This is a genomic window from Mycobacterium sp. IDUB_24 (assembly GCF_055419385.1).
In genome coordinates this window covers 263,919-290,103 of sequence record NZ_JBVAXO010000004.1, presented here as the reverse complement: position 1 = coordinate 290,103, position 26,185 = coordinate 263,919, and the positions used below count along the sequence as shown (strand labels likewise).

At 66.2% G+C, this 26,185-nt stretch carries 26 protein-coding genes; 13 read left to right on the top strand and 13 right to left on the bottom strand.

Annotated features, from left to right (window positions below):
* Positions 1–97: 97 nt before the first annotated feature.
* The 3 genes from ACZYZF_RS16775 to ACZYZF_RS16765 all read left to right on the top strand — a co-directional run bounded on the left by ACZYZF_RS16775 (position 98) and on the right by ACZYZF_RS16765 (position 3,557).
* Entirely contained in the window at positions 98–442 is a 345-nt protein-coding gene (locus ACZYZF_RS16775) for a DUF485 domain-containing protein (RefSeq protein WP_463746363.1), read from the top strand.
* A complete protein-coding gene (locus tag ACZYZF_RS16770) occupies positions 439–2,082 on the top strand; it encodes a solute symporter family protein (protein WP_463836322.1) in 1,644 nt (547 codons plus the stop codon). Before ACZYZF_RS16775 ends, ACZYZF_RS16770 begins: the two co-directional genes overlap by 4 nt.
* 131 nt (positions 2,083–2,213) lie before the next feature.
* Positions 2,214–3,557 carry an acyltransferase family protein gene (locus ACZYZF_RS16765; protein WP_463836321.1) on the top strand — a complete coding sequence of 448 codons (1,344 nt, stop codon included), beginning with the start codon at positions 2,214–2,216 and terminating at the stop codon, positions 3,555–3,557.
* A 30-nt stretch (positions 3,558–3,587) separates the two neighbouring features.
* Here the strand turns inward: ACZYZF_RS16765 and ACZYZF_RS16760 are convergent, their stop codons facing one another.
* Positions 3,588–3,758 (bottom strand): DUF5302 domain-containing protein, encoded by a 171-nt coding sequence (locus ACZYZF_RS16760; RefSeq protein ID WP_463836320.1) that lies wholly within the window; start codon positions 3,756–3,758, stop codon positions 3,588–3,590.
* 42 nt (positions 3,759–3,800) lie between these two features.
* On the bottom strand, positions 3,801–4,244 hold the full coding sequence (locus ACZYZF_RS16755) for a PPOX class F420-dependent oxidoreductase (protein WP_463746359.1): 444 nt from the start codon (positions 4,242–4,244) through the stop codon (positions 3,801–3,803).
* 31 nt (positions 4,245–4,275) lie between these two features.
* On the opposite strand from ACZYZF_RS16755, the gene ACZYZF_RS16750 reads away from it, so the two are divergent.
* From ACZYZF_RS16750 to ACZYZF_RS16740, 3 genes are all read left to right on the top strand, one after another.
* Positions 4,276–5,106, top strand: coding sequence for a class I SAM-dependent methyltransferase (locus ACZYZF_RS16750; RefSeq protein WP_463836319.1), 831 nt, complete (start codon positions 4,276–4,278; stop codon positions 5,104–5,106).
* A gap of 71 nt (positions 5,107–5,177) precedes the next feature.
* Positions 5,178–6,131, top strand: a complete 954-nt coding sequence (locus ACZYZF_RS16745) for an alpha/beta hydrolase family protein (RefSeq protein WP_463836370.1) — start codon at positions 5,178–5,180, stop codon at positions 6,129–6,131.
* Between the two features lie 17 nt (positions 6,132–6,148).
* The gene (locus tag ACZYZF_RS16740; RefSeq protein ID WP_463746357.1) at positions 6,149–6,664 is read left to right on the top strand and encodes a DUF1697 domain-containing protein; all 516 of its coding nucleotides are present in this window, start codon (positions 6,149–6,151) and stop codon (positions 6,662–6,664) included.
* Positions 6,665–6,668: 4 nt separating this feature from the next.
* Here ACZYZF_RS16740 and otnI read toward each other — a convergent pair whose 3' ends face one another.
* On the bottom strand, positions 6,669–7,454 hold the full coding sequence (gene otnI, locus ACZYZF_RS16735) for a 2-oxo-tetronate isomerase (protein ID WP_463746356.1): 786 nt from the start codon (positions 7,452–7,454) through the stop codon (positions 6,669–6,671).
* Between the two features lie 103 nt (positions 7,455–7,557).
* Between otnI and ACZYZF_RS16730 the strand changes: the two genes are divergently transcribed.
* Complete coding sequence (locus ACZYZF_RS16730) at positions 7,558–8,391, top strand: class I SAM-dependent methyltransferase (protein ID WP_463746355.1); 834 nt, start codon at positions 7,558–7,560, stop codon at positions 8,389–8,391.
* A gap of 3 nt (positions 8,392–8,394) precedes the next feature.
* Here the strand turns inward: ACZYZF_RS16730 and ACZYZF_RS16725 are convergent, their stop codons facing one another.
* Positions 8,395–11,550: a bifunctional cytochrome P450/NADPH--P450 reductase gene (locus ACZYZF_RS16725; RefSeq protein WP_463836318.1), complete on the bottom strand. Its 3,156-nt coding sequence runs from the start codon at positions 11,548–11,550 to the stop codon at positions 8,395–8,397.
* Positions 11,551–11,597: 47 nt separating this feature from the next.
* Positions 11,598–13,103, bottom strand: coding sequence for a flavin-containing monooxygenase (locus tag ACZYZF_RS16720; protein ID WP_463746353.1), 1,506 nt, complete (start codon positions 13,101–13,103; stop codon positions 11,598–11,600).
* A gap of 100 nt (positions 13,104–13,203) precedes the next feature.
* Between ACZYZF_RS16720 and ACZYZF_RS16715 the strand changes: the two genes are divergently transcribed.
* Positions 13,204–14,433: an Rv1453 family transcriptional regulator gene (locus ACZYZF_RS16715; protein ID WP_463746352.1), complete on the top strand. Its 1,230-nt coding sequence runs from the start codon at positions 13,204–13,206 to the stop codon at positions 14,431–14,433.
* A 38-nt stretch (positions 14,434–14,471) separates the two neighbouring features.
* On the opposite strand, the gene ACZYZF_RS16710 is transcribed toward ACZYZF_RS16715, so the two are convergent.
* On the bottom strand, positions 14,472–14,837 hold the full coding sequence (locus tag ACZYZF_RS16710) for a GntR family transcriptional regulator (RefSeq protein WP_463746571.1): 366 nt from the start codon (positions 14,835–14,837) through the stop codon (positions 14,472–14,474).
* A gap of 36 nt (positions 14,838–14,873) precedes the next feature.
* Between ACZYZF_RS16710 and ACZYZF_RS16705 the strand changes: the two genes are divergently transcribed.
* Positions 14,874–15,602, top strand: a complete 729-nt coding sequence (locus tag ACZYZF_RS16705; protein ID WP_463836317.1) for an NAD-dependent deacylase — start codon at positions 14,874–14,876, stop codon at positions 15,600–15,602.
* Here the strand turns inward: ACZYZF_RS16705 and ACZYZF_RS16700 are convergent.
* The 3 genes from ACZYZF_RS16700 to ACZYZF_RS16690 are packed head-to-tail and all read right to left on the bottom strand — an operon-like array spanning position 15,599 to position 19,265.
* Positions 15,599–16,234, bottom strand: coding sequence for a class I SAM-dependent methyltransferase (locus tag ACZYZF_RS16700; RefSeq protein WP_463746350.1), 636 nt, complete (start codon positions 16,232–16,234; stop codon positions 15,599–15,601). The two genes, ACZYZF_RS16705 and ACZYZF_RS16700, sit on opposite strands and share 4 nt — an antisense overlap.
* Positions 16,231–16,947 (bottom strand): TetR/AcrR family transcriptional regulator, encoded by a 717-nt coding sequence (locus tag ACZYZF_RS16695; protein WP_463746349.1) that lies wholly within the window; start codon positions 16,945–16,947, stop codon positions 16,231–16,233. Before ACZYZF_RS16695 ends, ACZYZF_RS16700 begins: the two co-directional genes overlap by 4 nt.
* Positions 16,947–19,265: an MMPL family transporter gene (locus ACZYZF_RS16690; protein WP_463746348.1), complete on the bottom strand. Its 2,319-nt coding sequence runs from the start codon at positions 19,263–19,265 to the stop codon at positions 16,947–16,949. Before ACZYZF_RS16690 ends, ACZYZF_RS16695 begins: the two co-directional genes overlap by 1 nt.
* Positions 19,266–19,419: 154 nt before the next feature.
* On the opposite strand from ACZYZF_RS16690, the gene ACZYZF_RS16685 reads away from it, so the two are divergent.
* On the top strand, positions 19,420–19,956 hold the full coding sequence (locus tag ACZYZF_RS16685) for a DoxX family protein (RefSeq protein WP_463746347.1): 537 nt from the start codon (positions 19,420–19,422) through the stop codon (positions 19,954–19,956).
* An 83-nt stretch (positions 19,957–20,039) separates the two neighbouring features.
* The gene (locus tag ACZYZF_RS16680) at positions 20,040–20,171 is read left to right on the top strand and encodes a hypothetical protein (RefSeq protein ID WP_088305117.1); all 132 of its coding nucleotides are present in this window, start codon (positions 20,040–20,042) and stop codon (positions 20,169–20,171) included.
* Between the two features lie 80 nt (positions 20,172–20,251).
* Here the strand turns inward: ACZYZF_RS16680 and ACZYZF_RS16675 are convergent, their stop codons facing one another.
* The 3 genes from ACZYZF_RS16675 to ACZYZF_RS16665 all read right to left on the bottom strand — a co-directional run bounded on the left by ACZYZF_RS16675 (position 20,252) and on the right by ACZYZF_RS16665 (position 23,237).
* Complete coding sequence (locus ACZYZF_RS16675) at positions 20,252–21,265, bottom strand: NAD(P)H-dependent flavin oxidoreductase (RefSeq protein WP_463836316.1); 1,014 nt, start codon at positions 21,263–21,265, stop codon at positions 20,252–20,254.
* Between the two features lie 72 nt (positions 21,266–21,337).
* The gene (locus ACZYZF_RS16670) at positions 21,338–22,093 is read right to left on the bottom strand and encodes a 3-hydroxyacyl-CoA dehydrogenase (RefSeq protein ID WP_463746345.1); all 756 of its coding nucleotides are present in this window, start codon (positions 22,091–22,093) and stop codon (positions 21,338–21,340) included.
* A gap of 52 nt (positions 22,094–22,145) precedes the next feature.
* Positions 22,146–23,237 (bottom strand): CaiB/BaiF CoA transferase family protein, encoded by a 1,092-nt coding sequence (locus ACZYZF_RS16665; protein ID WP_463746344.1) that lies wholly within the window; start codon positions 23,235–23,237, stop codon positions 22,146–22,148.
* A gap of 134 nt (positions 23,238–23,371) precedes the next feature.
* Here ACZYZF_RS16665 and ACZYZF_RS16660 point away from each other — a divergent pair, with 134 nt between their 5' ends.
* Both ACZYZF_RS16660 and tet(V) read left to right on the top strand, forming a co-directional pair.
* Positions 23,372–24,175, top strand: a complete 804-nt coding sequence (locus tag ACZYZF_RS16660; protein ID WP_463746343.1) for an enoyl-CoA hydratase — start codon at positions 23,372–23,374, stop codon at positions 24,173–24,175.
* A 122-nt stretch (positions 24,176–24,297) separates the two neighbouring features.
* Entirely contained in the window at positions 24,298–25,578 is a 1,281-nt protein-coding gene (gene tet(V) / locus ACZYZF_RS16655) for a tetracycline efflux MFS transporter Tet(V) (RefSeq protein ID WP_463746570.1), read from the top strand.
* Here tet(V) and ACZYZF_RS16650 read toward each other — a convergent pair.
* Positions 25,575–26,162: a TetR/AcrR family transcriptional regulator gene (locus ACZYZF_RS16650; protein ID WP_463746342.1), complete on the bottom strand. Its 588-nt coding sequence runs from the start codon at positions 26,160–26,162 to the stop codon at positions 25,575–25,577. The genes tet(V) and ACZYZF_RS16650 overlap by 4 nt on opposite strands.
* Positions 26,163–26,185 lie beyond the last annotated feature (23 nt).

Here is a 26,185-nt window from a genome sequence, read left to right as displayed (position 1 = left end):
ACCGAATTCGGCGTATCGACCGCGATACCCGTCGCATGTGACCCAGCTCTCAATTAGGTTCTCCGCTATCCCACAGTCAACTGTCAGGAGTCCTCGGGTGACCGAAACAGACCTTCCCGAGAGGGTTGCCCCCACCGGGGAGCAGTTCCTCGCCATGCAGGCAAGTCCTGAATTCCAGGAACTGCGTACCCGCTTGCGCCGCTTCGTCTTTCCGATGACCGCGTTCTTCCTGATCTGGTACGCCCTCTACGTCGCGCTGGGTGCGTTCGCCCACGACTTCATGGCCATCCGGGTGTTCGGCAACGTCAATGTCGGCCTGCTGATCGGGCTGGGCCAGTTCCTCACCACATTCCTGATCACCGGACTGTATGTGCGCTTCGCGAACCGGGAACTCGACCCGCGCGCCACCGCCATCCGCGAAGAGCTGGAAGGCACCCGATGACCATCACGACACTCGCCGCAGAGACCGCCGGCAACCCTGCCGCCAACATCGGCATCTTCAGCCTCTTCGTCGTCGTCACGATGATCGTGGTGATCAAGGCCAGCAAGCGCAACGCCACCGCCGACGAGTTCTTCACGGGCGGCCGCGGCTTCTCCGGCCCCCAGAATGGCATCGCCATCGCCGGTGATTACCTGTCGGCGGCCAGCTTCCTGGGTATCGCCGGCGCCATCGCGGTCTACGGCTACGACGGCTTCCTCTACTCCATCGGCTTCCTGGTGGCCTGGTTGGTAGCCCTGCTGCTGGTGGCCGAATTGCTGCGCAACACCGGCAAATTCACCATGGCCGACGTGCTGAGCTTCCGGCTCAAGCAGCGGCCGGTTCGCCTGGCCGCGGCCATCTCGACGCTGACGGTGTCGCTGTTCTACCTGCTGGCTCAGATGGCCGGGGCCGGCGGCCTGGTCGCCCTGCTGCTCGACGTCAACAGCCGGGCCGGCCAATCGATCGTGATCGCCGTCGTCGGCATCCTGATGATCGTCTACGTCCTGGTCGGCGGCATGAAGGGCACCACCTGGGTGCAGATCATCAAAGCCGTATTACTGATCGCCGGCGCGGCGCTGATGACCGTGATGGTGCTGAGCAAGTTCGGGCTGAACTTCTCCGAGATCCTCGGCTCGGCGCAATCGGCCATCTCCGAGGCCACCACCAAGGGCGTCTCGAGCCGCGACGTGCTGGCACCGGGCGCGCAGTACGGCGGATCGCTCACTTCGCAGATCAACTTCATCTCACTGGCGCTGGCGCTGGTGCTCGGCACCGCGGGCCTGCCGCATGTGCTGATGCGCTTCTACACCGTGCCGACCGCGAAAGAGGCGCGGCGGTCGGTGGTTTGGGCGATCGCGCTGATCGGCGCCTTCTATCTGTTCACCTTGGTGCTCGGGTATGGCGCAGCCGCCCTGGTCGGCCCGGACCGGATCCTCGGAGCGGCCGGCGGCGTGAACTCCGCGGCCCCGCTGCTGGCGTTCGAACTCGGCGGGGTGATCCTGCTCGGGGTCATTTCCGCGGTGGCGTTCGCGACCATCCTCGCGGTGGTGGCCGGCCTGACCATCACGGCGTCGGCCTCGTTCGCGCACGACGTGTACGCCTCGGTCTTGCGCAACCGCCACGGAAAAAGCCCAGCGACCGAGGACGAGCAGGTGCGGGTCTCACGGATCACCGCGGTCGTCCTGGGCGTGTTCGCGATCGGCCTGGGCATCCTGGCCAACGGTCAGAACGTGGCGTTCCTGGTGGCGTTGGCCTTCGCGGTGGCAGCTGCGGCCAACCTGCCGACGATTGTGTACTCGCTCTACTGGAAGCGGTTCAACACCCGCGGCGCCCTGTGGAGCATGTACGGCGGGCTGATTTCGACCATCGTGCTGATCGTGTTCTCCCCCGCCGTATCGGGCAGCAAGACCGCGATGATCCCGGGAGCGGACTTCGATTTCTTCCCCCTGGCCAACCCGGGCATCGTGTCCATCCCACTGGCCTTCGCGCTCGGCATCATCGGCACACTCACATCCTCGGACACCGGCGACCCGGAGCTCAACGCCGAGATGGAGGTCCGATCACTGACGGGAGTGGGCGCGGAGAGGGCGGTCAGCCACTAGCTCTACTACTCCGCCGAAACGGCATTCCGGCAGAGGAACTGCGAGTAGCAGCCTGCCGGAATGCTGTTTCGGCGGAAGTTGAGTGGTTCTACCTAGGGACTACGCGGCTGCTGGGCCATAGCGTTTCTGCCATGACCCTTGCTGCTCACCCAGCTGCCGAGAAAGCCCCTACCGAGCGGCTGTTCCCGTCCCCCGCCGAGGTCGAGGCCCGGACCCCCGTTGAGCGGGACCGGGCCATCGACGTCATCCGGATCGTCTCGCTGGTCGGTGTGGTGTTCGGCCACACCGTCATGGCGACGAGCACGATCCGCGACGACGTGTTCATCTGGAGCAACCTGCTCACCGCATCTGTCGTCTTTCAGGCGCTGACCTGGGTGTTCCAGATCATGCCGTTGTTCTTCTTCGCCGGCGTGGCCGCGTCGGTGCAGTCCTGGCAGCCGGGCTCGTCCTGGGGCGGGTGGCTGCTGCGACGCTGCACCCGGCTGTACCGCCCGGTGTTCTACTACCTGGCCTTCTGGACCGTCACCCTGGCCGTGCTGCGGTTCGTCCTGCCGGAGCACGTCTATGAACCCATCGCCGGCATCTCCATCCAGCTGCTGTGGTTCCTCGGCGCCTATGTCCTGGTGTTGGCGGCGGTGCCGCTGCTGGCCCGCATCACCACGACCGCGCAGATGGCCGGCGCGGTCATCGGGACTTACGCATTCATCGCCGCGATCGACGTAATCCGGATCAATATGGACGGCTACGCCTCGCTGGGCTACCTCAACACCGTGGTGTGGTTGATCCCTGGCGTGTTCGGTGTCGCCTACCGTCGCCACCTGCTGTCGAGCGCCGCCGCGCTCAAGATCGGCGTCGGCATGCTCGCCGTCAACCTGGGACTGCTGTACTTCGGACCCTACGAGCTGAGCCTGGTCGGCATCGAGACCCAGCACATGAAGAACATGACGCCGCCGTCACTGCTGCTGGCCGGTCACGCAATCATGATGTGCGCGTTCGCGATTGCCGCAGCCCCTGCCATCAACCGGTGGGCGCAGCGGCCGCGGGTGTGGTGGCTCACCGCGATCGGTAACTCCGGTGCGATGACGCTGTACCTATGGCACATGCCGCTCCTGCTGGGCCTGCACCTGGTGTTCGACTACCTGGGCCTGGACCGCTACGACCCGTCCGCGCCCGGATTCCTGGCCCTGTCGGTGCTGCAGTTGGCGATCATGGCCGTCCTGGTCGCGGTGGCGTTCGTCGCGCTGCGACCGCTGGAGAACTCACCGCTGCCGCTCTGGGACGGCGGCACGGTGAGCGGCACCGGGATCCGCAGCGCCGCGGTGGGCTGGCTGCTGTGCCTGGCCGGGGCGGCCACACTGACCTCGGTCGCGTGGGGTCTGAAGGATCAGGGCGTGTACTGCGTGGCCGTCATGGTGGCGGCACTCGTCGCAGCTCGCTGGTTGGCGTCCGCGCGGCGAATCACTGCTCAATACTGAGTGCGATCCGCCGCGCAGATGAGCCTTGGTCTAGCCGCTCTTACGACGGAATTCGCGCCGGTTCTCCACCGGCCCGTGCGCCCGCGGCTGCTTACGTCCGCCGTCCGCGTGCGATGCACCTCCCGCCGACTGCGCCTTCTTACGTTCCAGCGCCTCCCGGAATTTGCGCTTGTTTTCGTCTTCGGGAGTGTCGTCAGCCATACGCCGCAGCGTAGCCCCACTCCGATGCCATAGTCACGCGTATTACCGGCGGCCCGGCGGCATCCCGTATACGTGGGTGATCGGCAGGGTCAACAACACCCGGCGATCCTCGACCATGGCACGCCGGTAATCGTCCCAGTCCGGATGCTCTCCGGCGATGTTGCGGTACAAGGCAATAAGCCCCTCGACCGTCTCGTCGTCGGGCGCCGCGGCAGGCGGCGTGAGAATCGCATCACCCTCGGCTACCGCATACGACCAGCCGTCGTCGGAGCTGACGTGGATGGAAGCCCGAGGATCACGTCGCAGGTTCCGGGTCTTGGCCCGGGGCTCGGTGATGGACACCTGTATCTGCACTGCCCGCGGATCGAAGTAGTAGGAGACATTCGACAGCTGCGGACGACCGTCCTGTTTGATCGTCGCGAGAACTCCCATCGAGTTGCCGCCGATCAAGGCCAAAAGCTTGTCGTCGAAAACCTGGCGCCCCATGTGACGAGCCTACGTCTTTACCATCGGTTCGATGAGCGTGATTGACGGCAACACCCTCGACGGTGTCTCGGCGACCTCGTTGTGGACCCTGAGCAACCGCGGACTCGAAGCCAGACGGTCCGACGGCGTGATCCGCGACCCGTGGGCGGTGGCCCTGCGCGACTCGATCGACTACGACTACCGCAAATTCGGCAGGCCCACCCAGGCCCATGCCCTACGGGCCCGCGCATTCGACATCGAGACCCGCGACTACCTGTCGACGCACCCGAAGGCAGCGGTGGTAGCACTTGCCGAGGGCTTGCAGACCAGTTTCTGGCGCCTCGATCAGGCCGGGCTGGCAGACGAATTGACCTGGTATTCAGTCGATCTACCGCCCGTCATCGCGATCCGCGACAAACTGTTGCCCCATGATGACCGCATCGTGTCCCTGGCCTCGTCGGCGCTCGACCGCACTTGGATGGACAGGGTCGACACACGCGACGGCGTGTTCATCACCGCTGAGGGCCTGCTGATGTACCTGGAACCCGCTGACGTGCGCACCCTGATCGCCGACTGCGCGGCACGGTTTCCCGGCGGGCGGATGATGTTCGACTCGCTTCCGCATTGGGTGAGCCGGCGCACCCTCAAGGGTCTGCGCCTCTCCAACCGCTACATCGCGCCGCCCATGCCGTTCGCGCTGACCGCCGACGAGGGCCTGGCGATGGCGGGGACGGGACCGGGAGCCATCGCCGGGGTGAGATCTGCCCGTGACGTACCCCTGCAGGCCGGCCGCGGCCTGTTCAAGCTGGCCGCCGAGCCGTGGCTGGACCGGATCGGCGCGATCCACCGCATCCGACCTTCCATCACGGTGCTGGACTTCTGACCCGCAGCGTCGAGAAAGAGACCACTGTGCTGACTCCAGGACTGCATGGCAGGCGGTACCGGTGCGCGCTGATCCTGCTCACCGCCCTGTTCGTCGTCGGTCTCACGCCGTCGTGCGCGACGGAAGCGAACACGGAATCGAAGACGGAAAAGCGGTCCGCACAAGTCGCGGTGGTTCCCGAGGCACTCACCCTGCACGACGTGACCGTCTCCCGCTTCCACTATCTGTCCGACGCACATCCCGCCGGCCGGTACCCCGACCAGAACTGGGCCGACCTGTACCTGCCTGCCGGCGCGCATGCGTTCAACTCGGTCCCGCTGGTGGTGCTCATCCACGGCGGCGGATGGCAGAGCACGATGGGCGCGGGGGTGTTCGCCGGATTGGCCCGCGAGCTCACCAGCCGCGGCATGGCCGTCTACAACATCGAGTACCGCAGGTTGGGATCGGGCGGTGGGTGGCCGACCACTTTCGACGACGTGGCGCACGCCATGGACTACATCGCCGAGATGGCGCTGCAGTATCCGCAGTTGGCCATTGACGACGCACTCGTCGTCGGCCACAGTGCGGGAGCTCAGCTGGCAGTCTGGGCCGGCACCCGGCAGGACCTGCGCGGTGATGAGGTCGGATCCCGGCCTCGCTTCCGGCCGACCAGGGTCATCTCGCTGGCCGGTCCGCTCGACATGGTCTACGCCGCCAACCACGGCGACAAGCGCATCGTCGCGGTGCTCGGCGGCCGCCCGGCAGAGGTACCGCAGCGGTACGCCTCGGTCGATCCGATCCAGAACCTCGACCCGGTGGTACCGGTGATCGCGGTGCACGGAACCCTCGACACTGTTGTGGCACCGGCCAATTCGCAGCGCTATGTCGCGGCGCTCAAGAAGCGTGGTGGCCGGGCAAGCGTCGAATTGCTCCCGGGTGAGAACCACACGTCGATCGTGTCGACGCGCTCCCCCAGCTTCCAACGGGTGCTGCACCTCATCACCGCCACCGCGAAGGCCGATCTGAACCAGCTGCCGGTGAAGTGACTGATTAGGCTGAAGCCGTGACCCGCTACATCGCGTTCCTGCGCGGCATCAACGTGGGAGGCGTCAATCTCAAGATGGCCGACGTGAAGAAAGCCATGGAGGCGTCTGGGTTCACCGGGGTTCGGACGATTCTGGCAAGCGGAAATGTCTTGCTGGACAGCACTTCCGATGCTGCAAAGGTCCGCACTACGGCCGAGTCTGCACTGCGCGACACGTTCGGCTACGAGGCGTGGGTATTGGTGTACAACATGCCCGCCCTGCAGAAGATCTCCGCCGGTTATCCGTTCGAGCGGGAGGTCCCCGACCACCACTCCTACGTCACCTTCGTGAGCGACGCAGACTTGCTCGACGAGCTCGCGGCCCTGACCCCGGGCGACGACGAAAAGATCCGGCGCGGGGACGGGGTGCTCTACTGGCAGGTGCCTCGAGCCGCGACACTCGACAGCGCCATCGGCAAGACAATGGGCAAGAAGCGCTACAAATCCTGCACGACCACCAGAAACCTGCGCACCCTGGACAAAGTGCTGCGCTGAGGCCTCACCCGCACGCTCTTCGCATCCATCCCAATCCCGCACTGGTGCCGGCGGCGGGACGGTACTCACAACCCACCCAGCCCTCGTAACCGGTCTCATCGATGACCGCGAGCAGGTAGTCGATCGCCAGCTCGCCGCTGTCCGGTTCGTGCCGATCGGGGACTCCGGCAATCTGCACGTGCCCGACACGGCCGGTCGGAATGTCCGAGCGCAGCCGGACCGTCACATCGCCCTCGGTGATCTGGCAGTGGTACAGGTCCAGTTGCACCTTGAGATTCGGTGCCCCGATCTCGCCCACGATCTGGTGCGCCTCGTCCTGCCGGCTCAGCAGGTAGCCGGGCATGTCGCGCTGGTTGATCGGCTCGATCAGCACGTCGACACCGCGACCCGCGGCCTGATCGACGGCCCAGGTGAGGTTGCCGCGGTACACCGCCAGCCGCTCCTCACGGTGGGCACCCGGCGGAACGAGGCCGGCCATCACGTGTACCCGCGCGCAATTCAGCACTTCGGCGTATCCGAGTGCGCGGGCGAACCCGTCGCGGAACTCGGCCTCGCGGCCGGGCAGCGAGGCAATACCGCGTTCCCCTGCCTCGAAATCACCGGGAGGAGCGTTGAACAAGGCCTGACGCAGGCCGCCGGCATCGAGGCGACCGCGCAGTTGCTCGGCCGGGTACTCGTACGGGAAGAGGAATTCCACCGCGGTGAACTCATCGGTCGCCGCGGCGGCAAACCGGTCGAGAAAGGCGTGTTCGGTGTACATCATGGAGAGATTGGCCGCAAAGCGTGGCACGGCAGACTCCTTCCGGCTGAGCCGATCAGCGGTTGACGACATCTTTGCGCGTGCGGTCGACGGCGTTGGCACCGGCCGACAGAACGCGGGTACATTCGCGCCCATGACGGGAACCCCAGGCAAGGTGAGCGGCAGCGCGCTCACCGGTGTCTCCGAGACGGCACTGCTGACCCTGCAGGTGCGTGCGCACGAGGCGCGGCGCCCGGACGGCCTGATCGACGATCCGATGGCAGTGCAACTGGTGGATTCGATCGATTTCGATTTCGCCAAGTTCGGCTACACCCGCCGCCAGGACATGGCGCTCCGGTCGCTGCTGTTCGACCGGACCACCGGCGACTACCTTCGTGAACATCCGCAGGCCACCGTGGTGGCGCTCGCCGAGGGGCTGCAGACCAGCTTCTACCGCTTGGACGCCGCCGGCCTGGGCCATGATTTTCGTTGGTTGTCAGTCGATTTGGAGCCCATGATCGAGCTCCGCAACAAGCTGCTGCCAAAGCCGGACCGCGTCACGCAGTGCGCCCAGTCGGCACTGGACTTCAGCTGGATGGACCACGTCGACACCAGCCACGGAGTGTTCATCACCGCCGAAGGCCTGCTGATGTACCTGCAGCCCGAGGAATCCATGTCGCTGATCCGTGCCTGCGCGCAACGCTTTCCAGGTGGCCAGATGATGTTCGACCTGCCGCCGGCGTTCTTCGCCTTCCTCACCCGCAAGGGGTTGCCGACCTCGATGCGCTACCGCGTGCCCCCGATGCCGTTCAGCTTGACGCCCACAGAGTTCGCCGACCTGGCCAACACCGTCCCCGGGGTGCGGACGGTACGCGATCTGCCGATGCCGTCCGGCCGCGGCGTGATTCTCAACGCCATACTGCAGACACAACACCTGCCGATCTTCGACCCCGTCCGCCCGGTGATGGGTCTGTTGGAATTCGGCTGACGCCTACTGCGCCCACACGTCCTCGACGTAACGATCTGAACTGACCAGATCGGCCAGCCAGCGCACCGCGGCGTCTTCGTCAGCGCCGCTGTTACGGCGGTAGATATCGCGGAATGCCCCGCGCACCGCGGGAGCCATCCGGGCACCGTCGCCACAGACGTACACGTGGGCGTCCATATCCGGGTCTCCCAGCATCGTCCAGACTTCGTCGGCGTCGGCGATGATCCGGTCCTGCACGTACCGGACCTCGTCTTCGGGCCGCCGCGAGAACGCCGGGCGCATCCGCAACACGCCGGCCTGTTCGGCCGACTCGATCTCGTCGCGGAACAGATAGTCGACATCCGGGTGACGTACCCCGAAGAAACACAATGCCGACGTGAACGGTTCGCCCGCGGCCTGCGCCGCCAGCCGGTCCCCGATGAATCCCCGGAACGGGGCGACCCCGGTTCCGGCGGCGACCAGGATGACGTTCTTCGCGGGCTCGGCGCCGGCCCGAAATGCTCGGCGCGCGCTGTCCACTCGCATCCGGATCTGTTGTCCCGGTACGGCTTCGGCGAGGTAACTCGACGACACGCCACGGAACACACCGTAGCCGGAACGGGCCGGTCCCTCGAGCACGCTGACCACCAGTTCGACCTCACGCGGCACCCGGCGGGCGGAGGAAGCGATCGAGTAGTGCCGGGGCGCCATCGGCTCGAACAGCTCCAGCAGTTGGGCCCGCGACAGTTCGGTCGCCGGGAATTCAGCCAGACATTCGGTGACGCACATGGCACGGGTCTCGTGATGCTCGGCGAGTTCGGTCAAGGCCGACCGTTCCGGCGGGCACGGATTGGCTGCCGCCAGGCGCAGCAGCTGACTGCGGCTGGCCGGCTTGCGGAGTTCGACGAAATGGGTGAGCAGCTCACGCACGCTGACTTCACGGTCGACGGCGATGGCACGGCGGGTGCTGCGCCGCGGATTGATCGAGATCCGGCGGTCGAGCCGCAATTCCAGCAATGCGGCGACCTCGTCCACGGCCTCGGGGCTGTTGTCGGGCAGGACCGTGAGGTGATCGCCGGTCTGGTATTCGAGTTCGTCGGGAAGCGCTATCCGGATCAGCCGCTTGGCATTTCCCATGTCGCGGTCGTCGACCAATGCCACGTTCTCGAGCACGGTGGCCGGCTGCACCTCGAAACGCGCATCGATCGCCGACGTCACCGGCCCGTCGATGGCACGCAGTGCGTACAGGGGCTCACCATCGGTGCCCTCGGCGGCCACCGCCGCGCCGCCGGTGGGAGCGAGGGCTTCCCACAGCGTTGCGGAGAAGTCTTCGACGGTCCCGGCGAAATCGCCCGAAGTGTCCGCCTCGCCACGCGGAATGAGCGGTGGGCCAACCAGTTCCGACAGCCGCTGATCGATATGCTTCGGAATGGTCTGGTACGTTTCGGCCCAGTTCCGGTCGCCGACCCCGAGGATCGCATACGGAATCACCGGCTGCGGTTTGGTCTCGGGATCGTCCAGCCATTCGACGAATTGCCGTGCGTCGTCCGTAGGTTGCCCGTTGTACGATGCGGCGACCACCACCAGCGCCCCCTCGCCGGGCAGTGCTCCCGCCGCTGTGTCAAGGGCGGCCACGGTGGTCTGATAACCCAGATCGGTGGCCTCGTCCGCCAGCTGCTGCGCCAGCGATCGGCAGTTGCCGAGGTTGGAGCCGTGCAGCACGGTCACTTTCGCACCGGGCGCGGCGACTGCGCGCGGCCTCGGCGTCGACGATTCCGCAACGGGACCGGCGACGTGCCGGCGGTCCTGCGGTGTCCGCCGCACCAATTGCAGGTGGAATCCGACCGGCTTGCGCAGGAGATCGCTGTGAGTGCGCAACTGGTAGTGGTCGACGTCCAGGAAGCGATACCGGTGCACCAGGGTGGCCAGCGCCATGGTCGCCTCGTGCAAGGCGAACTGACGGCCGATACAGGACCGGGCACCGGTGCCGAAAGGCTTGAACAGGTTGACCGGACGCCCGGCGGCCCGCTCGGCGCCGAACCGGTCCGGGTCGAACAACTCGACGTTGTCCCCCCACTCGGGCTGCCGGTGCAGCGCCGAGGTCATCACCGTGACGACCTCACCCTTGCGCACCGGATACCGGCCGCCGATGACGGTGTCCGCCAATGCCATCCGGTCGAATTCCCGGACCGGCGGGGACAGCCGCAACGTCTCGTCGACGATCTGACGGATGTAGGTGAGCTTGCCGATCTCGTCGAACGCGGGCACATGATCGTCGTCCGTCCCGAACAATCCATCCACCTCGAGGCAGGCCCGGTGCAGCACCGCGGGATCCTTGACGATGCTGTACAAAGCCGTCGGCATCAGGGTCGAGGTGGTGTCCTGCCCGGCGATCAGGAATGTCAGGATCTGGTTGCGGGCGCTGTCGTGATCGAGGCGCGGTGCACCGTCGGCGCCCGGTTCGAGCATCAGAGCGAGCAGATCGTCCAGATCGACCGCGCCCGCGCGATGCCCGGCGATCAACTCGTCGATGAAGGCGAACAGCTTGTCGCGTTCGACGGCGAAGACCGCCCGGTCGCCACCGCCCGGGGTGATGATCTGTGCCAGCGCAGACGCGAAGCTGGACGGGATGTCGGCCAGCCCGTCCTGGTGATAAGAGTCGAACCGCGCCCCGAATCCGGCCAGACCCACGGTGTCCATGGCCAGCTTCGCCAGATCGCCCGCGACATCAACCAACCGCGGCCCGACCGCTCCGGCGGTTTCATCCCACAGCGCGATGAGCTGACGGTTGATATCGAGCATGGCCGGGTGGTAGCTGCGCAGACCGCTGAAGCTGAAACCGGGCATCAGGACGTCATGTGCCTGCTGCCAACCATTTTCACCGGGATACGAGGTGAACAGACCGTTGCCGACCAAGGTCCGGAAGCGGTCCAGCCGGTCGGTGATGCCCTTTTCGAACCGTGTCTCGTCACAGAGTTCGTCGATCAACGCCAGCGAGCACGCATACAGCCGCCGGCTGCCGGTGAAGTCCGCGTAGAACAGGGGCCCGTACTGTTCGGCCAGCACGTCTGCCGGGAGCGCGTAGGGCCGACCGGGAACGGGCCCGGGTGGCAGTTCCGCGCCGACGGCGGAGGACACGCCGGCGATGTCCGGTGGCAGCGCCGGTGAGAACGTATCCATGGGCGTGAGCTTAGCCACGGGACGTGAGCTGTCCCTGAGAATCAGCCTCAGGGAACGAGTTGGGCTGCCGGGTCGGCAAGGGCCGTACGCCGGGATCCGAACCGCAGCGCGGAGTCTACGACGGGCCCGTTACGCAGGGTCTCGGCGTCCACGGTGTAGTTCATCGTCATCTGCCACGGTCCGTCGACGCCCTGGCGGGGAATCTCGTCGATCGCACGCTGGACGTACCCGGCACCGAATTCCAGGAGCGGTCGGGTCTGACCGCCGGTGAACTCCGGTTGCACGGCGTCAAAACCGTTGGCGTCCATGTGCTTCAACAGTCGGCAGAAATGCTCGCAGAGCAACCCGACTTTGAGCGTCCACGACGAGTTGGTGTAACCGAAGGCGAAGGCGAAGTTCGGCACGCCCGAGAGCATGATGCCCTTGTAGGCGACGGTGTCGGCGAGGTCTACCGGTTGGCCATCTATGGTCAGCGACATTCCGCCGAACAGCTGAATGTTGAGACCCGTTGCGGTGACGATGATGTCGGCATCGAGTTCCCGCCCCGATTCCAACAGGATTCCGGTCTCGGTGAACGTGGCGATGCGGTCGGTGACCACCGAGGCGCTGCCATTGCTGATGGCCTTGAACAGGTCGCCGTCGGGCACCGCGCACAGTCGCTGGTCCCACGGGTTGTAGCGGGGCGCGAAGTGCTCGTCGACGGGGTATCCGTCGGGCAACTTGCTGGCGTTGATCTTCTGGATCACCCAGCGAGCGGCGGTCGGGTACTTCTGGCACAGCGTGTAGACGGAGCGCTGCTTGATGACGTTCTTGCGCCGGGCCGCCGCATAGCCCAGGCGATCGCCCAGCAACCGCCTGGCGGTGTTGGCGAAGGCGTCCTTGGCCGGGACGGGGAGCACGTAGGTGGGTGAGCGTTGCAGCATGGTCACGTGCTCGGCGGTCGGCGCCATCGACGGCACCAGCGTCACCGCGGTGGCACCACTACCGATGACGACGACCTTCTTGCCGGTGTAGTCGAGGTCCTCGGGCCAGTGCTGGGGGTGCACGATCCGCCCGGTGAACCGGTCCTGACCTTCGAAGTGCGGGGTGTAGCCCTGGTCGTAGCGGTAGTAGCCACCACCGCAGAACAGCCAGTTCGCCGAGATCTGCACGAGTTCTGGATCCGCGCCGTCGCTGTCGGTCCGCTCGATGTCAACGGTCCAGGTGGCCGTCGCGGAATTCCAGGCCGCGCCGAGCACCTTGTGGTGGAACCGGATGTGGCTGCCGATGCCGTTTTCGGAGACGGTCTCGTGCAGGTAGGCCAGGATCTTGTCGGCCGTGGCGATGGCATGCTCGTCGCGCCACGGCTTGAACTCGTAGCCGAAGGTATGCAGGTCGGAGTCCGACCGGATTCCGGGGTAGCGGAACAGGTCCCAGGTGCCACCTGCGGCGCCGCGGGCCTCCAGGATCGTGTAGCTGCGCTCCGGGTGCTCGCGCTGCAGGTAGTAGGCGGCACCGATGCCGGAAATACCGGCGCCGATGATGAGTACGTCGACGTGATCGGTGTGGGTCATGTCTCAATGGTGGCGGTCAGACCACCGTCACCCAAGGTCGGAAGTGCCAATTATCGCGCTTGTGGTGGTGCACTTTGCACCACCGCTCTACCCTGGGGTGATGGTGTGGCAGCCTCCTTCACCGCGGGTGCAGGACCTGATCCGGCAATGCGCGCAGACTGTCCTCAACCCCCGCCCGGAATGGCTCGACGAATTCGACGCCGCAGTACTTGCCGCCAGTCCGACGATCGCGTCCGACCCCGAGCTCGCCGCCGCAGTCGTGCGCAGCAACCATGCCAACCTGTTCTTCTGGGGCACGGCGAATGTGCGCGATCCGGGCGCGCCGGTACCGCCGAACACCGGACCGGAGCCGCTGAGCATCGCGCGAGAGCTGGTGCGGCGCGGCGTCAGCGGGTTTCCACTCGATGCCTACCGGGTCGGCGAGGGCGTGGCGTGGCGTCGCCTCATGGAGATCGCCTTCGAGCTCACGTCCGACCCGGCCGAACTGCACGAGATGTTGGACGTGTGCTCACAGTCCATCAGCGCGTTCGTCGACGCCACGCTGGCCGGGATCGCCACCCAGATCGACCTGGAACGCGACGACCTGACCCGCGGCACCCACGCCGAGCGGCGCGAGACCGTCGCACTACTGCTCGAGGGCGCACCGATCCCCCGGCAGCGTGCAGAGGCGCGCCTGGGCCATGCGCTGACCGGGACCCATACCGCGGCGGTGATCTGGAGCGAAGACTCCGCGGGCGACCTGTCCGGGTTGGACCGGGCCGCCGAGGCGTTCGGCGGCGACTGCGGTGATCCGCGGCCGTTGAGCGTGCTGGCCAGCACCGCCACCCGCTGGGTGTGGGCGGCGGGTAGCGCCGACATCCGGGACGGCTACCAGGCGCTGATCCGCGCCGCCGGGGACCTGGACGGTGTCCGGATCGCCATCGGTCCGACAGCCGACGGTCTGGATGGGTTCCGGCGCAGCCACTTCGATGCGATCACCACACAGCAGATGATGGCCCGGCTGCACTCCACACAGCAGATCGCGCGGTTCGCCGACGTCGAGCTGGTCGCCCTGACCACCGCTGACCCCGATCGCGCCGCCGAGTTCGTCAACCGCAACCTTGGCGGCCTAGAGACCGCCGACCCTGAATTGCAGGAAACCGTACGGGTATTCGTCAACGAACAGTGCAACGCCTCGCGCGCCGCGGCGCGGCTGTATCTGCATCGCAATACGCTGCTGCGCCGACTGGCCCGCGCCGACGAACTCCTGCCGCGCCCGCTTGCCGAAAACAGCGTCGCGGTGGCTGTCGCACTCGATGTGCTCCGCTGGCACGGCAACCGGACCGGGTGATCCGGCGCCCGATCAATCGAATGCATCGGCCGAGCCGATCAATCGAATGCGGTGTCCAGATAACGCAGCGCATCGGCTTTGCCGATCCCCAACGCATGGGCGGCCTCGGCGAACGAATGCGCGGCGGCGGCCATCGCGGCATCGGCCGGATCGGCCCGTGCGACGAATGTGCCGTACCGCCCCCGGGTCTCCAACACCCCCGCCGACTCCAACTCCCGATACGCCCTGGCCACGGTGTTCACTGCAAGCCCCACCTTGCCTGCCAGTTCACGCACCGTAGGCAGCCGGGTACCCGGCGTCAGGTGCCCCTGGCGAATGCCCTCGATAATCTGGATCCTGAGTTGATCGAACAACGGTTTATCCCCGCTCGAATCAATCAGAACCCAATCCCCCAACTCGACCACATCCTCAGTATCACCCAAACCGACTACGTTGGTGATGTGCAAGTGACTGTCCTCAGTGGTGCCGGGATCTCGGCAGAAAGCGGTGTCCCCACGTTCCGTGACGTCGAGACGGGCCTGTGGGCAAAAGTAGATCCGTACGAGATTTCCAGCATCGAAGGCTGGCAGCGGCATCCGGAGAAAGTCTGGGCCTGGTATCTGTGGCGCCACTACATGATGTCCCACGTGCAGCCCAACGACGGGCATCGGGCCGTGGCCGCCTGGCAGGACTTCGCCGACGTGCACGTCATCACCCAGAACGTCGACAACCTGCACGAGCGCGCCGGAAGCACCAACGTCTATCACCTGCACGGCAATTTGTTCGAGTTCCGTTGCGATGCATGCGGTTCGAGGTTCGAGGGCAACCTGCCCGAGATGCCGGAGCCGGTCGAGACGATCGAACCCCCGGTCTGCCCGTGCGGCGGCCTGATCCGCCCGAGCGTGGTGTGGTTCGGTGAGCCGCTGCCCGACGACGCCTGGCAACGGTCAGTACTGGCGGTCGGCAACGCCGATGTGGTGATCGTGGTGGGCACCAGCTCGGTCGTCTATCCGGCCGCGGGCCTGGCCGAGGCGGCCGTGGCCGCGGGCACCGTGGTGATCGAGGTCAATCCGGAACGCACACCGCTGTCCGACAGTGCCACGGTTTCCCTGCGTGAGACCGCGGCCGGCACTCTGCCGAACCTGCTGCAGCGGTTGCCTACGCTCCTCGGTAGTCGCGACGCCGGCTAGGCAGGCCGGACTGCGCGCCCGATCGCGAACTCCGTCACCGGCAGCGGCACCCAGGCCGGCATCGCAAGTTCACGGTGCGCAACCTCAACCTGGAATCCGCTACCAGCGATGGATTGCTCGGTGTGCCGATGGGTGTGGCAATTGCCGAACAACCGCGGCCAGACGGTGGCATCTGCCACGCGCTGCATCCCGGCCCGCCAGCCACTGCCGGCGACATGCTCCAGGTACCGCAACTCCCCGCCCGGCCGGACAATCGAAAACAGCTGACGTAGAACCGCATCCGGCTGATCGATCGAGCACAGCACCAGTGAACAGACCACGGCATCGAACGGCTCTGCACTGCTGAATTTCTCGGCGGTGTCACTGGTGACGGTCACCGGCACCGGGGCCAGTGCCGCCGCGCCGCGGGCCACTTCGGCAAGATGACGTTCTGGCTCGATGGCGACCACCTCGGTGACCGTCGACGGATACAAGGCGAAGTTCGTCCCGGTGCCCGCGCCGATCTCCAACACCCGCCCACTGAGGCCGGCGAGGTTGTCACTGCGCAGTCGACGCAGCGCCGCCGGCTCCGAACTGGACAGGGTCTTCCACACCCGGGCAAAGAACGGGTTGTCCACGGTCCGGTCAGTCACGGTGCTCCTCCGTCGGCGTATTCACTGGCAAATCCCTTCAACCTTGCGATGGTCTCCAACGGCTCGAGATCAGTCCCGATCATCCCCGAGACGATCTGACCGGTACAGACCGCCCGCAGCACGCGATCGGTGAACTCCTCGGCGTCGCCCCACGGCAGATAGGGTTTGGAGATCAGCAGCGCGGCCACCCCGTGCGCTGCAGTCCACAGTTCGAGGGCCATCGTCGTGGCGTCCCCGGGCGGGTAGATCCCCTCGGTGATCAGTGCGTCGATGGCCGCCCGCATGTGCTGGAACGCCGAGCTGTTCAGCGCGGTGTCGACGTCGCTGCCGGGCCGGCCCTCACCCATCGTGGCCAATCGGTACAACTCGGGTGTGCGCCTGGCGAAGTTCACGTAGGCGTGGCCCTGAGCACGCAGCACCTCGATCATTGAGGAGCGATCGGCTCCGGCCTTTTGGGAAGCCCGCTGCATCTCCTCGTCGAGTTTCTCGAAGTACCGCGAGCACACCGCGTCCAGCAGCGTGTCCTTGTCGGCGAAGTGCAGGTAGATCGACGGCGGGGTGACCCCGACGAGCTGGGCCACCGACCGGATCGACACGGCCTTGGCATGGCCGGTCTCCAGCAGTAATTCGGTTGTGGCGTCAAGGATCTGATCACGCAGAAGCTCACCGGAACCGCGCGGGGCGCGGCGTCGTTTACAGGGTTGGATCGCCACTAGCCGACGTCCGTAACACCGGCCCCGGCAGGTTGGCGTTTTTTCCCGCCTCCGGGAGCATCACCCGGCCCGTTAGGGTCCAGCTCGCCAGGACCTGACTCACTGATCCCGATTCGCTTGTGTAACCGGGCCAACGGTGCCGGCGCCCACCAGTTCCACTGCCCCATCAGGTGCATGAATGCCGGTACCAACAGCATGCGCACCAAGGTGGCGTCGACGAGGACCGCAATGGTCAGGCCCAGGCCGAACATCCGCATGAAGGCCACCTGCGCAGCGATCAGCGCCGCGAACGAGATCGACATCAGCAGCGCGGCGGCCGTCACCACCCGGCCGGTGCGGGCCAGTCCGAGCGCAACGCTCTCGTCATTCCGTTCCCGCTGGGACATCTCGCTGTCGCTGCCGGGCTGCAACCAGTACTCGCGGATCCGCGAGACCAGGAACACCTCGTAGTCCATCGACAGCCCGAATGCGATGCAGAACAACAACACCGGCAGGTTGGCCACCAAGGTGCCCGTCGACGTGGTGCCCAGCGCACCCAGGTGACCGTCCTGGAAGATCCACACCAGCGCACCGAACGCCGCCGACAGGGACAACACGTTGAGCACCAACGCTTTCAGCGGAAGCACGACGCTGCCGGTGAGCAGGAACAGCAGGATGAAAGTGATCGCGGCGATGATGCCGAGCACCAGCGGCAACCGCGACGTAATCGCATCTGAGCTGTCCCGGTTGACCTGCGCGATGCCGGTGAACTGCACCCCGGCCGGCGCGGGCACGGCGTGCAGCGCGTCGAGTTGTGCCTCAGAGGCGTCACTGAACAACGGCACATGGCTACCGACGGTGAGATAGGCACTGCCGTCGGTCATTCCAGTTCCAGAGGTCGGCGGTCCGACCCGGCTACCGTCGACGAACGTGCCGCCGGGTGACGACACCGAGGCACCACCGGCGGCCCGTGACAGATCACTTGCGTAGCGGTCGATCTCGGCGGGCGGCAGCCCCGTCACGTCGGGAAGCACCACGGTGACGGCGGTCGAGGAGTCGACGGCGAAGTCGTTGCGCAACTCGTCGCCGACCTGACGGGCCGACGCCGAAGACGGCAGCACCCGGTCGTCGGGGAAACCCCACTTGATGCCGAGGAACGGTGCGCCCAACATCAGTAGCAGTGCGATGACGGCGAGTCCGACCGGAACCGAGCGCCGCATGACGCGCTTGGTCGTCCGGTACCAGAAGGTCTGCTCGACGGGCTTGGCCACGGGTTCGGGCCGCCCGAGGAGCCGACGGATGAACCGGCGCACGTCGTAGGCGTCCAGTCGATCACCCAGCAGCGCGATGGCCGCCGGGGCCACCACGATGGCCGCGAATGCCGCCAACGCCACCACCGCGATCCCCGCGTAGGCGAACGACTTGAGGAAGTACATCGGAAACAGCACCATCGCCACCATCGACAGCGCCACCGTCATCGCCGAGAACAGCACCGTGCGCCCGGCCGTGACCATGGTGCGTACCAATGCGCGGTCCGGATCGACACCGTCGGCAAGTTCGTCGCGGTACCGGCTGACGATCAACAGGGTGTAGTCGATGGCCAGCGCGAGCCCCATGGCGACGGTGAGGTTGAGCGCGAAGATCGAGACGTCGGTGACCATCGTGAACCCGCGCAGCACCGCCAACGATCCGAGGATCGCGAATCCGCCGACCGCCAGCGGCAGCGCGGCGGCGAGGAGTCCGCCGAACACCCACACCAGCACGAGGAAGCTCAGCGGAATCGCGATGGATTCCATCATCAGGAGGTCTTTTTCGCTCTGGCCGTTGATCTGGACGTAGATCATCGCCTCGCCACCGGCCCGCACGGTCACACCTTTGCGGTCGTGCACCAGTTGATCGGTGAGTTCCTTGGCGTGTTTCTGGGCGCCGCTCTCCCCGCCGGTGATTCCGGCCAGGATGAGCCCGGTCTTGCCGTCCTTACTGATCAATGTGGCTGCCGCGGGCGGCGGCAAGGTCCAGGCCGAGCTGACCTCGGTCACGTACGGCGATGCCTTGAGCCGGCCGGCGATCTCGGTTCCCGCAGCCAGGGCGGCCGTGCCGTTCGCCCCAGCGTTGTCATCGGTGACGCTGATGACCAACTGCATGTCGCCGCGGGCGAACTTGTCCGACAGCAGCTGGGTGGCCCGTGCCGACTCCGACGTCGGGTCCTGGAAACCGCCGGCCGACAGGTTGTTCGCCACCGGGATGCCGAAGATGCCCGCAGCCACCATGACCAACGCCGCCACCACGAGCACACGTCGCGGGGCTGCGATGGCAAGACGAGCGATTCGATGCAGCACGTGGTGTCCTTCCCCAATGGGTATCGCCGTTAAGTTAACAACGGTAAGTTTCCAGCGTCAACGTAGGCCTCGCTCTACACACGACGACCGGCACCGAAGGGTTCACCCCGACGTGCCGCGATGAATTCGGGGGCGTCTGTGCGTCTAATTAGGCATGACGATCACCACCGACGCCGATACCGCGACCACCCGTATGACCGATACCGGATTGCTCATCATGCGCATCGCCACCGGCGCAACCATGCTCCAAGCCGGCCTGATCAAGGCATTCGATTTCGGCACCGCGGTGGAATTCATGGAGTCCAGCGGGTGGCGACTCCCCGCATTCGGGGCGTTCATGGTGACCGCGGCCGAAACCCTGGGCGGCATCGGCCTGCTGCTCGGGATCCTCACCCCGCTCGCAGCCTGCGCGGTGATCGGCGCGATGGTCGACGCCTGGGCCGTGAATGTCGCGACTGACGCCTTCTGGTCCCAGCCCTTCAACGTTCCGTTCCTGGCCGCATTCGCCGCCGCAGCGCTGTTGTTCACCGGTGCCGGTGCGTTCTCGATCGATCACCGGGTATTCGGCCGCTCCAAGGTGTCGCCCAAGGCGGCGGTCGGGCTATTGGTGATCGGCGTCGCAGCCGCCGTGGTGACCTGGATCGCGCTGTACCCCAGCAACCCCATCCACGTCACAAGCCCTACTGGCTAGAAACCTACCGAAAAGTAGGATTGCCACCATTTTCCGAACCGTAACTCAAAGATTCCTTAATAGTGACCCATACGCTCAGTGTCATGTGGATCGACGACACCAGTGCAGATGTCATCAAGGTCGACTTCGAGGCTCTCTACCACGGCGATTTCCTCGTCGAGGGCGACACCTCGGAGCAGTTTGACGACTACCAAGAACTGCCCACCGCAGTATGAGAAAACGCGCGCCCTCAGGGCGCGCGTTTCCCATCTAGAGTTTGCCGTGACTTTGCCCGCTTCGGGCCGCAGTCCTCGCTTCAGGCGAGGACTGTTTCTTTCTCCGACTCGGCCTCGTCCGCGCCGATCATGTTCATCAGGCGCCCGCTGATCAGCAGCTCGGCCTCCGACACCATCCGCGAGACGAGTTCGCCGCAGGTGGGGATGTCGTTGATCAGACCCATCGAAGTTCCGACCGACCAGATGCCTGCGTCGAGATCACCGATCTCATAGACCTTCACGCCGCGTTTGCCGGCCACCAGATCCTTCACGTCCTCGAACTGGCCGCCGTCCTTGAGGATCTGCACCACCTCACGCGAGACTGTGTTGCTCGCGACCCGTGCGGTATTGCCCAGGCTGCGGAAGATCAGCTCAGTGTCCAACTCGGTGCCCGCCACGATCGCTTGCTTGACGTTCTGATGAATCGCCGATTCGGCCGTGCACATGAACCGCGAGCCCATGTTGACACCGTCGGCACCCAGCGCAAGCGCGGCCACCAGGCCACGCGCGTCGGCGAAACCACCCGAGGCGATCATCGGGATGTCGATCTTCTCCGACGCGGCCGGGATGAGCACCAGGCCCGGGATGTCGTCCTCGCCCGGGTGACCGGCGCACTCGAACCCGTCGATGCTGATGCCGTCCACACCGAGGCTCTGCGCCTTGACCCCGTGGCGCACCGAGGTGCACTTGTGCAGCACCTTGATGCCGTTGTCGTGGAACATCGGCAGGTGCGGCGCCGGATTGGAGCCGGCGGTTTCGACGATCTTGATGCCGGAGTCGACGATCACCTGGCGGTACTCGTCATACGGCGGCGGGTTGATCGTCGGCAGAATCGTCAGGTTCACCCCGAACGGCTTGTCGGTGAGCTCACGGGTCTTGGCGATCTCATTGGCCAGATCCGCAGGCGTCGGCTGGGTCAACGCGGTGAGAAACCCCAGCGCCCCCGCATTCGCCACAGCCGCAACGAGTTCGGCGCGGCCGACCCACTGCATGCCACCCTGCACGATGGGGTGCTCGATCCCGAATGTCTCGGTGAACTTCGTCTTCAATGCCATTAGGACTCTCTCCTGTGTTTTCTGCTCTTCGCGCAAGCGCTCATCTGTTCACTCGGCTCTTCGCGCAAGCGCTCATCGCGGAGCCATGCGGATAGCGCCGTCGAGGCGGATGACCTCGCCGTTGAGCATCGGGTTCTCGACGATGTGCACGGCCAGGGCGCCGTACTCATCGGGATCGCCCAACCGGGCCGGATGCGGCACCTGCTGGCCCAGCGACTTCTGTGCCTCTTCGGGCAGCGAGCCCAACAGCGGGGTCTTGAACAGACCCGGCGCGATGGTGCAAACCCGGATCAGCTCACGCGAGAGGTCGCGCGCGATGGGCAGGGTCATGCCGACCACACCACCCTTGGACGCCGAGTAGGCCGCCTGGCCGATCTGCCCGTCGAACGCCGCCACGGAGGCGGTGTTGATGATGACGCCGCGCTCTTCTCCCTTGAGTGGTTCGGTCTTGGCGATGCGCTCAGCGCTCAGCCGGATCACGTTGAACGTGCCGATCAAGTTGACCTCGACCACCTTGCGGAAGCCGTCGAGCGGGAACGCCCCGTTCTTGGACAGAGTCTTGATCGCATTGCCGATGCCGGCGCAGTTGACGTTGATGCGCACCGGGCCGAGCGATTCCGCGACGTCCAGCGCCTCGGTCACCCCCGCCTCGTCGGTGACATCGGTGGCGACGAACTTGGCCCGATCACCCAGTTCGGCCACCACCTCTTCGCCCTTGAGGTCGATCACGACCACCTGCGCGCCTGCGTCCAGCAGCCGCTTGGTGGTGGCCAGGCCCAGGCCGGAGGCACCGCCGGTGACGACGGCTACCGCATCTTTGATCTCCACTTACCGCATTCCTTTCCGGCCGGCGTCGCGCCGACCCACTGATGTGGTTGAACTAAACCCAGTCCCGCAGAACCGATTCGGTGTCGGCGCCGCGCGGGCTCGGCGGGGTCGGCACCGCCGGGGTGCTGCGCGAGAACCGCGGTGCCGGCATCGGCTGCAGGTTCCCCTCGTCATCGAAGAATGTGTCGCGCTCGGCGATGTGCGGCTCGGTGAGCACCTCGGCGAAAGACAGCACCGGCGTCGCACACGCATCGGTACCGGCGAACACCTTGGCCCAGTGGTCGCGGTCGTGCGCGGCGAATGCCTTGGTGAAGGCTTCACGCAGCTCGGGCCAGCGGGCCATGTCGTTCTGCGCCGGGAGGTCGGCGCCGTCGAGGCCCAGACCCTTGAGCAGTTCGGCGTAGAACTGCGGCTCGATCGCACCGATGGCCATGTATTTGCCGTCGGCGGTCTCATAGGTGTCGTAGTAGGGGGCGCCGGTGTCGAGCATGTTGGTGCCGCGCTCATCGGACCACAGGCCGTTGGCGCGGAAACCCCACATCATCTGCATCAGCACGGACGAGCCGTCGACCATGGCCGCGTCGATCACCTGTCCCTTGCCGGAGGTCTGCCGCTCGAACAGCGCAGAGAGGATGCCGACGAGCAGGAACATCGAGCCGCCACCGAAGTCACCGGCGAGGTTCAGCGGTGGGACCGGCCGCTCACCCTTGCGGCCGACCGCGTGCAGCAGGCCGTTGAGGGAGATGTAGTTGATGTCGTGGCCGGCCTGCAGGGCCCGCGGCCCGTCCTGACCCCACCCCGTCATCCGGGCATAGATCAGGCGGTCGTTGACCTTGGCGCAATCTTCTGGTCCCAGCCCCAGGCGTTCGGTGACGCCGGGCCGGTAGCCCTCGATCAGCACGTCGGCCTTCGAGATCAGGTTGAGCACCAGCTCGCGACCCTCGTCGCTCTTGAGATCTGCCGCCACCGAACGGCGGTTGCGCAGCATCGAGTCCCGATCACCGGCGGGCACTCCCCCGCTGCGACCGGGCCGCTCGATGCGCACGACGTCGGCGCCAAGATCGCCGAGAATCATCGCCGCATGCGGGCCCGGGCCGATACCGGCCAACTCCACAACGCGCAAACCTTGCAGTGGTCCTGCCATGCTCTTCCGCCCTTCGCGTGTTAGGCCTTGGTTGACCGGTGACATAGCTTACTTGTATAACCTTCTCGACCGGCATGGCCATAGCCGGCCCCCGCCCGGACCGGCTCTCGGCCCGTCAGACTTAAGGTGCATAGATGACCGTGACCCGCGAATACCCCGACGTCAAAGACCTGACCGTGTCCCTCGAGGGCGGTGTGCTGTCGGTAACGCTGAACCGGCCCGACAGCCTGAACTCCCTGACCCAGGACATGCTCGTGGCGATCGCCGATGCCATGGATCTCGCCGGCGCCGACCCGGAAGTGCGCGTGGTCCGCCTCGGCGGCGCGGGCCGCGGGTTCAGCTCCGGCGCGGGCATCAGCGAGGAAGACCAGAACGCCAAGAGTCACGACGCCGAAGGCGTGCTCGACGCGGCCAACCGCGCCGTCGCCTCCATCGTGGCGCTGCCGAAGCCGGTCGTGGCCGTCGTCCAGGGACCCGCCGCAGGCGTCGGGGTGTCACTGGCCCTGGCATGCGACGTCGTGCTGGCCTCAGAGGCAGCCTTCTTCCTGTTGGCGTTCACCAAGATCGGGTTGATGCCCGACGGCGGCGCCTCGGCTCTGGTCGCCGCGAACATCGGCCGGATCCGGGCCATGCGACTCGCGCTGCTGGCGGATCGCCTCACCGCTGCCGACGCCTACGACTGGGGTTTGATCAGCGCTGTGTACCCGGCCGAGGAATTCGACGCCGCGGTGGACAAGGTCATCGCAAAGCTGCGCTCGGGTCCGGCGGTGGCGCTGCGCGAGACCAAGCAGGCTGTCAATGCGGCCACGCTCACCGAGCTCGAAGGCGCCTTCGCCCGCGAGCGCAAGGGCCAGCTGCAGCTGCTGGTGTCCGACGACTTCCGCGAGGGCACCAAGGCCTTCCAGCAGAACCGGCGCCCGGAGTTCACCCAGTCCTGACTCCGCCGAGCAGACGCAAAACTGCCCTTTCTCGCGTCGAAATGGGCAGCTTTACGTCTGCTCGCGGGCGAAAATCGTTGGACGCAACCCGCTCCGGGTAGGCACCATCGAATGTTGTGAGCATGCAACGCGACATCCAGGCGCCGGTTGATCAGACCGGCGGCTGGCGCGTGCTCGCCCCCTTCCGCATCCGCGAATACCGGCTGCTGATCGCCGCGGTCACGCTGTCGATCTTCGCCGAGGGCATGTGGTCGGTGGTGATGGCCTTGCAGGTCATCGCAATCGACAACGATCCGGCCTCACTGTCGCTGGTGGCCACCTGCCTCGGCGCCGGGCTGGTGGCGTTCGTTCTCGTCGGCGGCATCACCGCCGACCGGATCAACCAGCGCACGATCATCATCGCGGTCGAGACCGTCAATCTGGTAGCGGTCACGACCATCGCGGTGCTGGGCCTGCTCGACGTGCTCAAGATCTGGCATCTGGCCGTCGCGTCGGGCATTCTCGGCATCGCCGCGGCGTTCTTCTTCCCCGCCTACAGCGCGCTACTGCCGCGCATCCTGCCGCCCGAACAACTGTTGGCGGCCAATGGTGTTGAGGGTGTGGTGCGTCCGGTTTTCCAGCGTTCTGTCGGGCCCGCGGTGGCGGGCATGGTGATCGCCGCGACCTTCCCTTCACTGGGCGCCGTGGTGGTGGCGGTGCTGTTCGGCCTGGGCCTGGCCCTGCTGGTCGCGACCCGCCCGGCAGTGGATTCGATTGCAGCACCCGATGATCGAGATCAGCCGCACGTACTGCGTGATCTGCGTGATGGTTTCGCGTTCATGGTCCGCACCCCGTGGCTGCTGTGGACGCTGTTGTTCGCCAGCATGTTCGTGCTCGTCGTCCTCGGGCCGATCGAGGTACTGCTGCCGTTCATCGCCCAGGACCGGTTCGCCGACGGCGCCCGCGCCTACGGATTCATATTGGCGTTCTTCGGATTCGGCAGCGCGCTGGGGGCATTGACGGTGTCCTCGCGCCGGATGCCACGGCGCTACCTGACCACGATGATGCTGATGTGGGGCCTGGGATCGGTGCCGCTGGTGATCGTCGGCGTCACGTCGTCGTTCCCGTTGATGGCCGCGGCCACATTCTGCGTCGGCGTCACCGACGGCGCCGGAATGGTGATCTGGGGAACGCTACTGCAGCGCCGGGTGCCGACGGAGATGCTGGGCCGGGTCTCGAGCCTCGACTTCTTCGTGTCGCTGGCGTTCATGCCGCTGTCGTTCGCGATCGTCGGCCCGCTGTCGAAGGTGGTCTCGATGGAGTCCATCTTCCTGGTGGCCGGGCTGCTGCCTGCCGTGCTGGCCGCGGTGGCGGTGGGGGCTGCGCGGATGCCGCGCGACGAGCTGGCGCACCCGCTGCGCTAGGCGAACACCCCCGCAACGACGGCCGCGATCGCGGCGTCGACCGCACGATGCGCGTCGGCAACCGTGAGAGTTCGCGTGCTGGTGAGGAATTGGTAGTAGAGCGGGGCGGAGACCTGCCGGATGACCGCAGCGGCATCGGTTCCGGCCGGCGCTTCGCCCCGCTCCATCGCATCGGTCACACATCCGGCCCACTCCGCGATTCGCCGGTCGTAGAACAGCTGCAACGCGTCGGCGGTGTGTCGGTCGCAGGTCGCCGCCGCGACAGCGGCCTTGAACAACCTGCCTTGGCGCGCATCGTTGAGGGTGCGACGCACCAGGGTCGCGTTGGCCCGGAGATCACCGCGCAGCGATCCGGTGTCGGCCCGGCGCACCGACTGTTCGGCCATGTCGGCCAGGAGGTCTGCCACCAAGGCCGGAACCGAACCCCACCGTCGGTACACCGTCGACTTGCCGACACCGGCCCGTTCGGCCACAGCAGTCAGTTCCAGACCAGCCAACCCCTCCTCGATGAGTAGGTCGGCCGTCGCGCGCAACACCGCTTCGCGCACCGCCGCGGTGCGCCCGCCCGGTCGTTCAGCTGCCATGCGACTCATCTTAATAGGAATAT

Excerpts from the sequence above, each read along its gene's own strand:
- ACZYZF_RS16750 (WP_463836319.1), top strand. The coding sequence starts at position 4,276 with ATGAGCGTGATTGACGGCAACACCCTCGACGGTGTCTCGGCGACCTCG.
- ACZYZF_RS16720 (WP_463746353.1), bottom strand. The coding sequence starts at position 13,103 with ATGACCCACACCGATCACGTCGACGTACTCATCATCGGCGCCGGTATT.
- ACZYZF_RS16650 (WP_463746342.1), bottom strand. The coding sequence starts at position 26,162 with ATGGCAGCTGAACGACCGGGCGGGCGCACCGCGGCGGTGCGCGAAGCG.
- ACZYZF_RS16660 (WP_463746343.1), top strand. The coding sequence starts at position 23,372 with ATGACCGTGACCCGCGAATACCCCGACGTCAAAGACCTGACCGTGTCC.
- ACZYZF_RS16730 (WP_463746355.1), top strand. The coding sequence starts at position 7,558 with ATGACGGGAACCCCAGGCAAGGTGAGCGGCAGCGCGCTCACCGGTGTC.
- ACZYZF_RS16755 (WP_463746359.1), bottom strand. The coding sequence starts at position 4,244 with ATGGGGCGCCAGGTTTTCGACGACAAGCTTTTGGCCTTGATCGGCGGC.
- ACZYZF_RS16665 (WP_463746344.1), bottom strand. The coding sequence starts at position 23,237 with ATGGCAGGACCACTGCAAGGTTTGCGCGTTGTGGAGTTGGCCGGTATC.
- ACZYZF_RS16725 (WP_463836318.1), bottom strand. The coding sequence starts at position 11,550 with ATGGATACGTTCTCACCGGCGCTGCCACCGGACATCGCCGGCGTGTCC.
- ACZYZF_RS16765 (WP_463836321.1), top strand. The coding sequence starts at position 2,214 with ATGACCCTTGCTGCTCACCCAGCTGCCGAGAAAGCCCCTACCGAGCGG.
- ACZYZF_RS16760 (WP_463836320.1), bottom strand. The coding sequence starts at position 3,758 with ATGGCTGACGACACTCCCGAAGACGAAAACAAGCGCAAATTCCGGGAG.
- ACZYZF_RS16685 (WP_463746347.1), top strand. The coding sequence starts at position 19,420 with ATGACGATCACCACCGACGCCGATACCGCGACCACCCGTATGACCGAT.
- ACZYZF_RS16675 (WP_463836316.1), bottom strand. The coding sequence starts at position 21,265 with ATGGCATTGAAGACGAAGTTCACCGAGACATTCGGGATCGAGCACCCC.
- ACZYZF_RS16715 (WP_463746352.1), top strand. The coding sequence starts at position 13,204 with ATGGTGTGGCAGCCTCCTTCACCGCGGGTGCAGGACCTGATCCGGCAA.
- ACZYZF_RS16680 (WP_088305117.1), top strand. The coding sequence starts at position 20,040 with ATGTGGATCGACGACACCAGTGCAGATGTCATCAAGGTCGACTTCGAG.
- ACZYZF_RS16770 (WP_463836322.1), top strand. The coding sequence starts at position 439 with ATGACCATCACGACACTCGCCGCAGAGACCGCCGGCAACCCTGCCGCC.